Source organism: Candidatus Methanoperedens sp., assembly GCA_012026795.1.
Taxonomy (GTDB): Archaea; Halobacteriota; Methanosarcinia; order Methanosarcinales; family Methanoperedenaceae; genus Methanoperedens.
The window spans coordinates 1-13629 of the sequence record VEPM01000023.1 but is presented as its reverse complement, the minus strand read 5'-3'; the positions used below and the strand labels follow the sequence as shown (position 1 = coordinate 13629).

The 13629-nt window shown below is 39.6% G+C and carries 18 protein-coding genes; 8 read left to right on the top strand and 10 right to left on the bottom strand.

Features of this window, described 5'->3' with window-relative positions; all coding sequences use genetic code 11:
- Positions 1 to 18 precede the first annotated feature (18 nt).
- Positions 19 to 624 (bottom strand): phosphoribosylglycinamide formyltransferase, encoded by a 606-nt coding sequence (locus tag FIB07_12065; GenBank protein ID NJD53591.1) that lies wholly within the window; start codon positions 622 to 624, stop codon positions 19 to 21.
- Between the two features lie 332 nt (positions 625 to 956).
- Between FIB07_12065 and FIB07_12060 the strand changes: the two genes are divergently transcribed.
- On the top strand, positions 957 to 1274 hold the full coding sequence (locus tag FIB07_12060; protein NJD53590.1) for a hypothetical protein: 318 nt from the start codon (positions 957 to 959) through the stop codon (positions 1272 to 1274).
- On the opposite strand, the gene FIB07_12055 is transcribed toward FIB07_12060, so the two are convergent.
- Positions 1271 to 2095, bottom strand: a complete 825-nt coding sequence (locus FIB07_12055; GenBank protein NJD53589.1) for a 1,4-dihydroxy-6-naphthoate synthase — start codon at positions 2093 to 2095, stop codon at positions 1271 to 1273. The genes FIB07_12060 and FIB07_12055 overlap by 4 nt on opposite strands.
- Positions 2092 to 2805, bottom strand: coding sequence for a futalosine hydrolase (gene mqnB / locus FIB07_12050; protein ID NJD53588.1), 714 nt, complete (start codon positions 2803 to 2805; stop codon positions 2092 to 2094). The genes FIB07_12055 and mqnB overlap by 4 nt, the downstream gene beginning before the upstream one ends.
- Before the next feature lie 341 nt (positions 2806 to 3146).
- Between mqnB and FIB07_12045 the strand changes: the two genes are divergently transcribed.
- Both FIB07_12045 and FIB07_12040 read left to right on the top strand, forming a co-directional pair.
- Positions 3147 to 3551 (top strand): hypothetical protein, encoded by a 405-nt coding sequence (locus FIB07_12045; protein ID NJD53587.1) that lies wholly within the window; start codon positions 3147 to 3149, stop codon positions 3549 to 3551.
- Positions 3552 to 3583: 32 nt separating this feature from the next.
- Complete coding sequence (locus tag FIB07_12040) at positions 3584 to 4324, top strand: MinD/ParA family protein (protein NJD53586.1); 741 nt, start codon at positions 3584 to 3586, stop codon at positions 4322 to 4324.
- Here FIB07_12040 and FIB07_12035 read toward each other — a convergent pair.
- A complete protein-coding gene (locus FIB07_12035) occupies positions 4303 to 5046 on the bottom strand; it encodes a hypothetical protein (GenBank protein ID NJD53585.1) in 744 nt (247 codons plus the stop codon). The genes FIB07_12040 and FIB07_12035 overlap by 22 nt on opposite strands.
- 82 nt (positions 5047 to 5128) lie before the next feature.
- Positions 5129 to 5905, bottom strand: a complete 777-nt coding sequence (locus FIB07_12030; GenBank protein NJD53584.1) for an MBL fold metallo-hydrolase — start codon at positions 5903 to 5905, stop codon at positions 5129 to 5131.
- Between the two features lie 92 nt (positions 5906 to 5997).
- Between FIB07_12030 and FIB07_12025 the strand changes: the two genes are divergently transcribed.
- From FIB07_12025 to FIB07_12015, 3 genes are all read left to right on the top strand, one after another.
- Entirely contained in the window at positions 5998 to 7920 is a 1923-nt protein-coding gene (locus tag FIB07_12025) for a molybdopterin biosynthesis protein (GenBank protein ID NJD53583.1), read from the top strand.
- A gap of 66 nt (positions 7921 to 7986) precedes the next feature.
- Positions 7987 to 9006 carry a hypothetical protein gene (locus tag FIB07_12020; GenBank protein ID NJD53582.1) on the top strand — a complete coding sequence of 340 codons (1020 nt, stop codon included), beginning with the start codon at positions 7987 to 7989 and terminating at the stop codon, positions 9004 to 9006.
- 110 nt (positions 9007 to 9116) lie between these two features.
- Complete coding sequence (locus FIB07_12015; GenBank protein ID NJD53581.1) at positions 9117 to 9323, top strand: hypothetical protein; 207 nt, start codon at positions 9117 to 9119, stop codon at positions 9321 to 9323.
- A 7-nt stretch (positions 9324 to 9330) separates the two neighbouring features.
- On the opposite strand, the gene endA is transcribed toward FIB07_12015, so the two are convergent.
- Together endA and FIB07_12005 are read right to left on the bottom strand one after the other, a co-directional pair.
- Positions 9331 to 10386 (bottom strand): tRNA-intron lyase, encoded by a 1056-nt coding sequence (gene endA / locus FIB07_12010; protein ID NJD53580.1) that lies wholly within the window; start codon positions 10384 to 10386, stop codon positions 9331 to 9333.
- 32 nt (positions 10387 to 10418) lie between these two features.
- Positions 10419 to 10784, bottom strand: a complete 366-nt coding sequence (locus FIB07_12005) for a DUF192 domain-containing protein (protein ID NJD53579.1) — start codon at positions 10782 to 10784, stop codon at positions 10419 to 10421.
- A gap of 56 nt (positions 10785 to 10840) precedes the next feature.
- On the opposite strand from FIB07_12005, the gene yciH reads away from it, so the two are divergent.
- Both yciH and FIB07_11995 read left to right on the top strand, forming a co-directional pair.
- Positions 10841 to 11149, top strand: coding sequence for a stress response translation initiation inhibitor YciH (yciH, locus tag FIB07_12000; GenBank protein ID NJD53578.1), 309 nt, complete (start codon positions 10841 to 10843; stop codon positions 11147 to 11149).
- Positions 11150 to 11326: 177 nt separating this feature from the next.
- Positions 11327 to 11617: a hypothetical protein gene (locus tag FIB07_11995; GenBank protein ID NJD53577.1), complete on the top strand. Its 291-nt coding sequence runs from the start codon at positions 11327 to 11329 to the stop codon at positions 11615 to 11617.
- Between the two features lie 125 nt (positions 11618 to 11742).
- Here FIB07_11995 and FIB07_11990 read toward each other — a convergent pair whose 3' ends face one another.
- From FIB07_11990 to FIB07_11980, 3 genes are all read right to left on the bottom strand, one after another.
- The gene (locus FIB07_11990; GenBank protein NJD53576.1) at positions 11743 to 12570 is read right to left on the bottom strand and encodes a F420-dependent methylenetetrahydromethanopterin dehydrogenase; all 828 of its coding nucleotides are present in this window, start codon (positions 12568 to 12570) and stop codon (positions 11743 to 11745) included.
- Positions 12571 to 12661: 91 nt separating this feature from the next.
- Positions 12662 to 12895, bottom strand: a complete 234-nt coding sequence (locus FIB07_11985; protein NJD53575.1) for a winged helix-turn-helix transcriptional regulator — start codon at positions 12893 to 12895, stop codon at positions 12662 to 12664.
- Positions 12896 to 13113: 218 nt separating this feature from the next.
- Positions 13114 to 13629, bottom strand: a 516-nt coding sequence (locus FIB07_11980; GenBank protein ID NJD53574.1) for a transposase, incomplete at its 5' end; no start/stop codon positions are given.

Sequence of the window (13629 nt, the reverse complement as noted above, 5' to 3'; positions counted from 1 at the left end):
TTTTGATTTATTTGTGATTTATCTTATGATTTTCACTTTCCGTCCTTCAAAACGCAGCCTATTTTCGACGAATAATTTAACCGCTTCGGGATAAATCTTGTGCTCCTGCTCAAGTATCCTTTCCGCAAGAGTCTGGTCTGTGTCGTCTTCTTTCACTTCCACGCATTTTTGCAGTATTATGGGTCCGCAGTCAAGTTCTTCATCCACAAAATGAACTGTGCATCCCGCAACTTTTACACCATACCTGAATGCCTGTTCCTGTGCATGAAGGCCGGGGAAAGCAGGAAGCAGCGCAGGGTGGATATTGAGTATCCGGTCCTTATAAGCTGTAAGCAGTGTCTTTCCGAGAATTTTCATGTATCCTGCAAGAAGCACGAGTTGAACATTATTGTTTTTCAAAACTCTCAGAATCTCTTCCTCGTATAAGTCCTTTGATCCGAATCCCTTCGGATCTACGTGAAAAGAATTTATTCCGTGTTTTCTGGCGCGTTCCAGTGCGTAAGCATCTCCAATATCGCTTACCACAACACAGATTTGAGCTTTCAGATAGCCATTTTCAATACTATCTATGATAGCCTGGAGGTTCGAACCTCTTCCTGAAGCAAGCACTGCTATTCTGGTCACAGGATGCCTTTATACCTTCAGGAATATAATAGGTTTTGGTTTATTTGCGTTTATAAAATTCGGTTAATAAATCGTTGGTACAGCTGATTTGCGCTTTTGCCATTCCCACGGGGCAATCCGGTTGATGTTTATCACCACAATGTAAGCAACCTTTTTCAATAGCGCATAGATAGTCTATTTTAGATGTAAATATTTCAGTCAAACTGTTCACCTCTGTCTATCATATGATAACGTCTCTAAAAATAAACGTTCCGTTTTGCATGATTTTGGAATTATCGCAAAAAACCCGTAAAGTTTTAATATATCCTGTTATTATTAAGTTGAAATGGAATATGGCTACAGAATTAAAAATCAAGAGCGATGACGAATATTCATTATCTGCTATCAATACAAAAAATGAAGTGATCAATGTTGTTGTTCGTAAATGCCATCATTGCAATGAAATAGTCCCTATAGTCGGAATATGTTCGGATTGTAACACAGAATATGAGCACAAAAATACGGTAGAAAATCCGGAAACAGGTTTTATCCATTTTATATATGAATGTTCAGGTTGTCCTCCGGCAAAAAGGAAAGCACAGAAAATTATTAAAATAAATGAGGGCAACAACAGACAGTCAAGCGACGATCTGATAAAGAATTTCCTTTAATCAACAAAAATCGTTTTTTCAGAATGAGGAATCAGTTTCAAATCCTCCGCAGTTTTCAGCAATTTTTCTACTGCTGCTATGCCGTCCCCTAAATCCCTCGTATAATCATTTACATATAGCCTGATGTGCTGCTCAATCACATCGTCATCAAGCTCCTGTGCGTTCTTTTTGATATACTTCACTGTTTCTTCAGGATTCCGGATTGCATATTCCAGGCTCTGCCTGATGAGACCATCGATTTTCCCGATCACGGTTGCTCCCAGATCTCTTCTTGCTAGAATTCCTCCAAGCGGGATAGGTAAACCGGTTTCATTTTCCCACCACTCACCCAGGTCCATTACCTTTACAAGATTATATCGGGGATAAGTGAAACGGCTCTCATGGATTATCAAGCCTGCATCAACGGCACCCATGCTAACCGCATTCATGATCCTGTCAAAAGGCATCTCGACAATATTTTTCGCATCGGGCGCGAACAATTGAAGCAGCAGGTAAGCAGTGGTCATCTTACCGGGAATGGCAATTTTTTTCGAACTGAGTTCCTGCTGACCTGTTCCGTTCCTGGCCACTATCAGAGGCCCGCAACCTCTACCGAGAGCGCTTCCCGAATGCAGGAGACAATAATCGTCCCTTAAAAAACCAAATCCATGGAATGACGCTTTTGTTACATCAAAAACTTTTTGCAAGGCCAGACGGTTAAGAGTTTCCACATCTTTTAAAGTCTCACTGAATTCAAGATCGGGAGATAGTTTATTATGTGTCATGGCATAGAAAATAAATGTATCATTGGGACATGGTGAATAACCTGTAGATATTTTCATTCCATCTTCCTGATCAGTTCACTGACTGCCTTATTACAATTCGATACCGCAAGAGGAATGTTCCATTTTTTCATATCCCTGTCCTCAATAATATTGCTTATTCCCCTGACCTCGATCACCGGGACAGCGTACATGGAACAAATATGAGCAACTGCGGCCCCTTCCATGTTTTCACATAAGCCATTAAAACGCTTTTGCATGATATCACCGCTAATGCGTGTTCCGGAACACTGCGATACTGTTATGAAATGACCTGCATGCGTGTTTAATCCTGCATCTTTTGAAGCATTTATTGCAAGCTGCGATAATTTCCGGTCCATCGGGAAAGTATTGAAATATCCGATCTTATTTTTCACAAGCGTAAAACCTGTGAAATCCATAGGCTTCCATCCATCGCCGGTCATTACTCCTTCTTCCCCGTAATTCTCACTCTGTGCGACCACAACATCCCCGATAGCTGCATCCGCATCCGGATACGCGCCAGCAATACCGAAAAGTACCAGGAAATCTATTTCGTTGTTTTCAAGAATAAGGGTTGTAGTGTGCGCCGCGTTCACCTTGCCTACGCCGCAATGGGAAAAAATAACATGATTCCCATGTAAATAACCCTTCGTAATAATCCCCTGTTCTTCATAAGGCGAGGGGTCGATCTGGCATCTCAAATCTTCTGATTCTAAAGGAGTAGGTGTGATAAGCCCGATGTTTGCCATATAGAAGCCATATTTGTTTCATTGGATATAGCTTTTATATGTTAGCAATATGTTAACATTTTCAACAATTTGATTCATCTTTATTATCAAAATTGAGGGAAGTTGCAACATGGAGGGGTGGATGAAGAGGCGTTATTGTGCAACTTCCTCACAATTGCATAATATGCTCATACCAGTATATAACTATTGTGCAAAAAACAACATTTACATGTATATTTCATATTGTTTTTCGCAATACATCGGTTAGGTATATATATGTGCTTGCACAGTATACTGTAATGTGCAAACGTTGCTCATCATATTCCAGGTTATGCGACTTGCATTTGTGCATTGGAAATAAAATGAATTCAGATATGAGAACAAACTCAAACGATAATATGAAGGTCTTTGAGAAAAGGCTTCAGTCACTTGAACGCAGGGTAGGAGAGATTGAATCGCGTCTTCACCCGGTTGTAGAAGACCAGATTGCTTTATACCTCACGATTCCTGACAGTTTAAGAAAATCACTTTTTGCAGTATCAGAATTATCAAAGGCCACTGCGGATGAAGTATGCATCCGGACAGGCCGCCACAGGTCAATTGAGAACAAATACCTTAATGAACTTGTCAGGGAGGGCTGGCTAAAACGGGAACGGGTCGGAAAAAAAGTATACTATTCATCACGAAAAAAGAACGAGGAAGAGTCCCCTGAAATGATTGGGTCAATAGATGAGCTGGATAAGAAACTTGAGGAAATACTGGGTTAAGATTATGGAATTATTTATTTAAGGTGCAAGAAATGTGGATAAGCTTTCATTCTTATAAAGGCGGGACAGGCAAGACGAATATATCAGGGAACCTTGCCTGCTATCTTGTCAGCAAGGGTTATAAAGTCGGACTGGTAGATACTGATTTTTCAGGCCCTGGCATTCATGCGCTTTTTAGCCTGAAGACCAATAAGACATTAGTAGATTACGTCCAGAACAAGGCAGCACTTGAAGAGATCATACATAAGAGAGATGAGGGAGAGCTTTATATCATTCCATCGTATGCAACTGAGGAAGATATTGTGAGTTTCTCAAAAGACCCTGCCCAGGCAAAAGAAAAGCTTCAGGTGTTACTGCGGGATTTCCAGACCATGTATAATCCCGACCATATAATATTTGATTGCAGTCCGGGACTTAACAGGTCAAGCCTCCTTATCATGGGTACGACTGAAATCAGCATCGTAGTATGTACACTGGACAAACAGGATATCCGGGGAACCTATGTTATTTCCGGTGTGGCCCAGCGTTTGAAATCCAGGCCACATATCCTTTTCAACAAGCTTCCTAAAAATAAATATGAGGCTTCAAAAAAAACACTTGAAGAACTGAGCCGGAAATTAGGTCTTGAACCTATAGGCGTTATCCTGTATGATGAAGCAATTGCAGGCGCCTGGTCAAGAAAGATCATGGTACATGCATATCCCAATTCGGAATACAGTAAACAGATAGCACAACTCTGGGAACGGATCAATCAATCAACCGGTTCCCCGTAAAGATGCGCTTTCTCCTCTACTTCAAGCTCCAGTTTTTTCTTTTCTTCAGTGGTCAGGCTGAATAATTCCTGTAAATCTTTATCCGCATTAACGCTACCAAGGATAAGCTCACTACCCGTGAAGCAAAAAGGAATACTCAGTTCCTTGCTTCCCACCTGTGCATGAATTTCGTTTTGTTCAACGCTGATGATAACATCGATAAGCCCAAGAAGTTCAGATTCAACGCTTCCCGGTAGTGCTTTATTTGCCAGCATTGTCACAAAACCCCCTCCTTCCGCCCGTATTCTTGTATCCAGATATTTCAATGGACGCACAATAACATCCAGACGATCAAGCAGCGCCATCATGCCAATGTTATCAAGCATAACCAGGGATGCAGGATATTTTTTCAGCAGTTTAACTACTTCCATAATCATACACGTGTAGTCCATGGGATTGCACCTGGAGGTCTGATGCGCAATTGTTTTGTCTCCGATGATGGTGGCATCGACAAACCATATATTCTCAATCGATCCTGCCAGGGGCAACTCATAAGAGGAAAATTTGGAAAATATTGTATTTGGTGTGTCCCTGAGGCATATCCATATAACGTTTTTTTTCGCAATGACAGTTTCATACAATATATGATATACGATACGCTCAGTGGGCGTCTCTGCAGAGCCCATAAAAACACTGCTCCTGCCATATAAGGCAGTTCTTAATTCAGCAGTAATATCCTTCATAATAAATCTGTTTTAGCACATTAATAGCATTAAACATTGCTATTTCAATGATCATGATAAAAAAAAATGAGATGTGACAGCTCTAAAACCATTTCTTTATATTCCCGTTCTTAAAATTCACTGTCATGCCATCCCGGGCAGCAATGACATTCACACCGGTTTTTTCTGATATGAGCTTTGCCTGGTGCTCCGGGGATGATTTCAATACCTGTAAACCGAAATGTGTCAGTATGGCCTTTTTCGGTCTTATCCTGTTGATCAACTCTGATGCCTCATCTATGTTCAGGTGACGGATCCTTTTATCGGTCTTCATCCGCACAACATTAAGTATCAGGTAATCAATACCCTCATAAGCATCTGCAAGTCCTGGAAAATATTCAGTATCAGGAATATATCCAAGGCGCCCGGACCTGAAGGTATAAATGACGCCGTAAGTCTCCACAGGATGCATATTTTCAACAGGGAACTTCATTTTGATATCCTTAATAGTTATCTCCATTCCTTTTTTAATTTCATTTATTTCAACAAAAGGCCTCACATATTGGAGTATAACAGGGTCAGTATTAAAGCAATCAGAAGGTGCGATCAAGCGCCCTCTTGGAGTAAATCCTCCACCTGTCATTGCTTCCGTTAGTACATTTACATCACATGAATGATCTATATGCCTGTGGGATAAAATAATAGCATCAAGTTCTCTTGGTTTAAGGCCAAGCTGGTGCATCATTACAAGGGAACCAGGACCCGGATCATGGAGGATATTCAGGTCATCAAGTTTTAACCAGAACCCGCCGCTTTTTCGCAACTGGTTAAGAACGACCATCCTTCCGCCGCCAGTTCCGAGAAAGGTTACACTTGACATATATTATTATAAATGTATAAGTTGTACAAAAAAATATCTGAAGAATTTTTCTAAAAATTCCGGAAAACGATTTAACCACATGACCCATAATAATGCCTGTGAGAAAAGAATTCAGGAAACTTGTAACCCGTGATGAAGCAAGGCAGATCATCAACAGCCTTGATATTAAACCTCAGATATTCGAAGTAAACATAGAAGATGCTTCAGGACATATCCTTGCAATGGATGTTATTTCGCAGGTGGATGTTCCTCCTTTTACCAGGGCATCGATGGATGGTTATGCAGTTTATGCTTCTGACACTTATACTGCGCGTGAGGACAGGCCGGTCCGGCTTAAAATTATTGGATCTATCCCGGCGGGAATCGATCCTGGTATTTTTCTTCAAAAGGGAGAGGCTGCTGAGATCGCAACCGGTGCGGTAATGCCGGAAGGGGCTGATTCCGTCGTCATGGTTGAATATACGCATTTTGATAAAGATATTTTCATCCACCGTCCTGTCTCCATTAATGAAAATGTCATGCAGGCAGGCTCGGATATAATGGCCGGAGAGCGGATTTTAAAAAAGGGAACCTGCCTCGGTGCACGGGAAATAGGTGTTCTTTGTGCGATCGGTAAACAAAAAATAAGCATCTTCGGGCTTACAGTCGGAATAATCTCAACAGGAAATGAGCTGAAAGCACCGGGCTGCTCACTCAACTCAGGTGAGATATATGATGTAAATTCTTTTTCACTCTCATGCGCGGTCAGTGAGTGCGGGGGCACACCTATCCGTTACTGTAATGTAAAGGATGATGAGACAAAGATCAAAAAAGCATTAAATGAACTCTCAAAAAACTGTGATCTTATTATCACGTCGGGAAGCACATCAGCAGGTTCTGGCGACATAATGTACAGGATAATTGAAGAAAACGGCATAGTCCTTGCCCATGGGATCGATATAAAACCCGGAAAACCCGCAATTATCGGGAAGATCTTTGGAAAACCTGTTTTTGGGCTACCTGGATATCCTGCTTCATCCCTTACGATTTTCAATGAATTTGTGGCACCACTGATCAGGAAAATGACCGGAAAAACAAGCATAAATAATAAAATACATGCAAGAGCGGCTATCAGGATACGTTCCGAGGGCAGAAGCCAGCTTCTTCCTGTAGGTCTTATAAGGGGCATCGCCTATCCTATAGAAAAAGGGTCGGGAGCTATTACAACGCTTTCTGAGGCCGATGGTTTTATAGAGATCCCGTCAACAGTTGAGATAATAGAAGCAGGTGATAATGTTGAAGTCACATTGTATGGTGAACCTGAAAACCCTGATATATTCTTTGTTGGCAGCCACTGTCTTGGCCTTGATATACTCGCGGACATAACCGGGCTTAAAATGCGGATAATAAATGTGGGTTCATCCGGCGGAATAAATGCTGTCAAAAACGGTATTGCCGATATAGCCGGAGTGCATCTCCTTGATGAATCCGGTGCCTATAACATTCCTTTTCTTGAAAGGATCGGGCTTTTTGATGTTGTTCTTGTTAAAGGATACCTGAGGGAACAGGGCCTGATAATACGAAAGGACAGCAAAATAAAGGAGTTTGAGGATTTGATCAATGCCAGGTTCATTAACAGGAATACAGGTTCGGGAACAAGAGTCATGACCGATCTCAGGCTAAAGGAAGTCGCAAGGCAGCGTGGAATATCTTTCGAAGAACTCGCTAATTCGATTAAAGGTTATCATACTGAAGCAAAAACCCACAGTGCGGTCGCTGCTGCGGTAAAACTGGGTAAAGCCGATGTCGGGGTAGGAATTCGTACAGTTGCAGAAATGAATGGTTTGAAATTCATAAAAATAGCTGATGAGGAATATGATTTTGTGATTCCAAAAAGGATTATGGAATATCATGAGATTAAGAAATTCCTGAAAGGGCTAAGATCGCAAGAGCTCATTGATAATTTACCTTCGGGGCTAAAGGCATACGAAAGAACAGGGGAAGTAGTACAAGTGGTAGAACAAATTATTAAATAACAAAAATTATTTGCATAACGCAAACGTTATTAGTTCTAAAAGTCAACAATAGGCTGGAGATTTTATATGTCCATAAAAAAAGTTCTTGTTTGTTTTATTATTGTCTTATTGATGGTTTTTCCGGCATCGGCAGCAGATATAAGCCTTAACCGCTGGATATTGAACGTAACTGTGAATGAAGACGGCATGGTGGATGAATTAATACAGGTTGAGGTTGCAAATAGCGGCCCATCACCTCTTGATGGTATTTCATTCGTAGTCCCTGCATCGAATATTATAGTTATATATGATTTCGAACATACTTTCAGCTCAAAAGGCCAGGTAGTAGAACAGCAGATTGTTGGAAATGGGATAAAATTGACAGTGAGTTTCAATGCGTCTATAAAAACCGGTGAAACATGGAACGGGCGTATCGGTTTCAGGGCAGAGAATTTTGCCAGGAAAGAAGCCGGCGATTATTCAATTGAAATTCCCATTGATATGCCGCAGGCAATAATAGCCGGGAAAACTGCGGATATCGGGGTTTCTCAGGACGCAGATATCAGGAGCCAGGTGTTCTTGCCAAAAGGAATTGAAGTGATATCAGTAACACCCAAACCATTCAGGATACTTTTCCAGAATAGTCATATGGTTCCGACATGGACCCCGGAAAATCTTCATATAAAGGACACTATTATATTAAAAGGCTCATTTTCAGAAATATTGAAAAAAATAGCAGATATCGATGAAAGATCAAAGACATTATCCAAACAAATAAAAGAAGCAAAAATGAAAGGTATTGATGTCACAGAATCTGAAGCACACCTTAAGCAAGCTGAAGATTATAATACAAATAATGCAAATTCAGCCCTATCTTCGTTCTGGAAAAAAGATGGCACATCTGCTCTTGAATTCATCGGATATGCCGAGAATGAATTAAATCTTGCTGAAAAGAGTTTTGCTATATCAGGAAAGACGGAAATCAAAGCTACAGCTACAGAAGAAACAAATGATAATAACAAAACTCCTGGTTTTGGTGCAGTTAGCCTGATTCTTATGATTATAAGTTCTTTTATGATGTTGAGGATAATCAGGTCTAAACCATAGCGTTTTTTATTTTTATCAGTAATGTTTAAATACTATCCTATGATAATGAGGTAGTAATTAAAAGTATGCCTCTATGTGGTGGCATTGCTTTTTTTTTAAGGAGTTATAAAATGGCAAAAATAATGCACGCACAAACGGTTCTTACAGAAGATGATATTGAAGCCCTTAAACAAAAAACAGGGGAGACAAGCACCAAAGATGCAATTGCAAAAGCAGTCTCTCATTACCTTGAGTGTGAATATACAAAAGTAGAGGATATGTGGGCTAAGAAACTCGAAAAAGTAGTAAAAAGAAAACAGAAAGAAGAAGAAGAATAAATACAGGTTACAGTCGCATCCGCCCTATCATAAAAAAATCAACATGCGAATCGACTGTACCAAATATCATTTCTTTTCTTACGCTGTTGGCCAGGCGCACTGCGCGTGAAAGCTGCTGCAGAGAAAAAATATGATCCTCTTCAATTGCATGAACAAGATAATCTGAATGGGGCAGTTTTGTCATATCATCAATTTTCTTATAGACCCGAAAGTGTGTTCCGAATTTGAATCCTGTCTTCGGAAAGAGCCCGTCATTCCTTAGTTTTTCATACACAGAATATTTTACCATGAAATTTGATTCTATATCGGAAGCTGATTTTGAAAAACTATCAAAATCAAGCACTTCCTTATTCTTGTTCTCAATGTCCAGTATCCCTTTTTTTAAAAGATAACATGACTCAATAAGTGATAGTTGCAGGTGGCCTTCATCCATAGGTTTACCAAAAAAACCATTTTTTTGAAGTGCTAAAGAAGCATCGGGGTTCCAGACCATCACCCTGTCTTCAAGCAGGATCGCAGTTGATAACTTTTTGCCCAATCTTAATTCATAAGTGCCTGTTAGAGCTGTTTTTTTCACTTCGTAATATGTAATATCACTTTCTTCGTCAACTATAGCAAGAACCAGGCGTTTTTTAAGGTTCTCGACTGTCTCCAGATGGGTCCTTAACTGGGATAGTAATAAAGGTATCCTTTCTGATGTTACAAATATGAAAAACTCAGCAGGTGTTTTTCCGGGGTGTCCGCCACGTGGATAAACACGAAAGCCAGTTACCCCTGGCTGGACATAATATCCGCGTTCCCTCATATCTTTATAAACGATATAAAATAATTCAAAATTTTTTAGTAGTGAGGATGCTTTCAGGAAAAAATCCTCAAAACCAATTTCTTTTCCCCCAAATTCAACTTTTATTTTTCCCATATAAATGAGAAAGGCGGTTTCTGTAAGAGAAACTTCGAGGTTGTCACCTTTAGGCCGCCCATAATAACTCTTATTATGCAATTCTTCAATTGCATTTTTTTCAAGTAATACATTATCTCCAGTTAATTTTCCTTTGAGTGTCATAATATTAGTTAATGTTCTATTCGGGTTATATTCTATCTATTTAAATTCTCATCAAATTCCATTTGTCCGCCTATAGACAGATTGAACTTTACGATTGTTCCTGCTTTCATTTCAAGAACATACTTGATGTCCTTCATTGCTTTATATCCAACCCAGGGTTTTAATCCTGAAAATCCCATGACTTTTTTTTCGTTATTCAGGAATATTACATCGATCGGGAAAAATACAAAGAACATATGAACATTGACCCCGGATGGTTTTTTTAAGATAAATATCATTGAATAATCCGGCAGGATACTTCTCCTGAACATCAATCCTATTGCCTGTTTTGCCATTGTTCGTGCAAACTCAATGTTATTCGCTATCATTACACCATCATATTTTAATACGGGAAGCATCAAGTAGCTATATAACAATCTTGTGTAATATAAGAATGGAGGTATTAATCCAATAAATGAGTTCAGAAATGTGTGCTGTATGCGGTTTGCCAAAAGAGCTTTGCATCTGCGAAGAAGTAGCAAAAGAACAACAGAGAATAGTAATTAAGGTAGATACACGAAAATATAAAAAAGAAGTAACTGTGATCGATGGTCTTAATCCAAGCGAGATTAATTTGCAGGAATTAACATCTTATCTCAAATCAAAATTCGCATGCGGTGGTACTATAAAAGATAATGTTATCGAACTTCAGGGAAATCATAAAAGCAGAATGAAAGAAGTTCTTATTAAGAAAGGATTTTTGCCGGAACAGATCAAAATATAAATTATTCCTTGCGGGGTGGGTCTAAAAACAGGTCTCTCATTTTAGATTTTATTTTCAATAATTATGTATATAATATTTTTTGAAATTATATTGTAGCCTTTTTGTGTGAAGTATCTTTTTATCTTTGTGAAATCATGATACTTATTATCATGACATAAACTGACCGGGTTGAAAAATATGAAACTTATAACTGCCATTAAATTGATCGAAGAGCGCGAAAAACAAAAACGAAAGGCTGAAAAAGAGTTGCGAAGAAATGGGATGCTTCTAAAAAATAATAATAAAGAAAATCCAGACAGCTTATTGAAAGACGGAACCGAACCAAAAAACCTGGTTCATGTACAATCTATTTTTCCCCAGGATGATATTATTGCACTGAAAGTGAAAACACGAGAAGCACATGTAAGAGAAGCAATTTCAAAAGCAGTTTATTATTATTTAAGATTTGGCAATGAAGATACAAGCTAAATCTTAATTCCGCCTGATATTATAAATAAACATTTTACCTGGAAAAGAAAAACAGGAAGCAATAATGCTTCCTGACATGATTTTTTGTACTATCCTCACAGAACCCTGCTGTGAAGAGATTCACTTTACTGGGGTTTCTCCAGGAGTTTTGTCTTGGTCAGCAATCTGCCGTCCTTGGCATGGGGCTTCCTGAGCACTGAGTCATTTGCTTTTTCCATTTCGCGGGCTTCATCAGCAAGTCTTGCTGCTGCGCGCATGGCTTCATGGCCTGCTGCTGCTGCTGTAGCTATCTGGTCTACCTCTTTTAAAACAAAGCATGCCGGGAAGTCGATCTCTGCGACCTTGGTAGCTATGTGCAGGGCTGCAAGGGCTTTTGCCTTTGCGTAGGGGTTATTGAATCCCGCGCTTTCCACACATTTCTCTGGTTTTGCAAGTATCTTTGGGAGCACAAGTGGTTTTGTGCCTGCTGCCACCTGGTCTATGACTTTGTCGATCTCTGTCTGGACCAGCCTTATTGCGCCGCATACGGACAATACCTTTGCAGCATCGGTGTTGAAAATAACCATCTCTGTCGGGTCAAGGAATTCCCTTTTTGCACCGATCAACGGGTCAACCGGAAGGATCATGTAGCCAAAGCCTGCCTGCTCCAGTTTTTCCCTGTCCTCTTTCTTTGTGGGCCCGTCGGATACTACTATTGTGGGTGTATCTTTCCAGACATCACGTGCTGCTGTTGGGCCAGGTGCACTTGAGTTGGGACTGATCATAACAACAAAATTCGGCCCCCAATTCTTGAAGGATGCTGTTTCTGCGGCTTCATCCTTCCCCATCTTTGCCCCTGTTCCGAATACACGGACTGCTATTCCCTCTCTCGCTGCGATCTCATCAAGTAATAGATCTATTACCTGTGAGGTTCCAAGATTTCCAAGTTTAATAAAACCTACTTTAACGACCATATTTGATCACACCGGAATTTCGCTGGGTTCATTTATAAGGTTTTTGAAATTGTTCTGGTAATTTCTTGAGATATTCAATTCGGCCTGAAATTTATGCAGTTATACTTATAAACTTGTGCAAAGAATCGAAGTAATTGGAATTGATGCTGTAAATTGTGTATCTGCCATTTGTATCAGCTTTAACAATCCCCTGTTCTTTCAGGTACTTGATGTGCTGCGTAATTGTAGGTCCAGAAACCCCGATTTTTTCTGCAAGGGTTTTATGATTTATACTTGGATTATTGAGCATCTCTAAAATAATCCTCCTATGTACATCATTTTTCAACGAAGCAATCAATATCTGATCTTCTTTCGTATAGGTGGAGTGGTTCAGAAAATAGCGAAGTTTTCCGTTTGTTTTGTAGATTCTATCATTTTTTCTGTTTTCATCGTTTTCAGGTGGTATTCGACCGATCCTTTGTTCAATCCTGTTTCGTGACTATTCAGACCCCCCAAATTATCCCATAACATATTCCGTTCATCCTAAAAAATTGAGTTCATTTTTTATTCTGCTATATTCGGAATAAATGCTTCTCCTCTAAAAACACCCATAATAGCATCGATAACCGAAAGTTTGTTTTTTTTCACTGTTGAAATGTAACCCCTGATGCGGCAGAAAGTAACAGCCCCCTGAATACTACGAAAAGTTCCGGAAATTTTCTGTTGCACTTTCATCATCCTGACATCTCTTTCAGCTTGATTATTTTCAAAAGGAACATCAAAGTCATGCATAAACCTGAGAATATCATCTTTGTAACCTATGAAACGATCGAGTAGATTTTTTGCAGTAGTCTGTTTCTTTTTTCCACGTTTTTTTGGCTGATCTTGAAATATCAAAGGTGGTGGGTTTTCCTTCATGCCAATTTTTATTATCGTATCATACTTCTCTTCGAAGTATCTGATTTGATCCGGTTCTAAGAAATCAGATGTGTTTCGTGTTTCATCTACACATTTTTTGATTTCAAGAAGCAAAGCTTTCATATCATTTGACCATAGCTGGTAATAATTCTCATATATTCC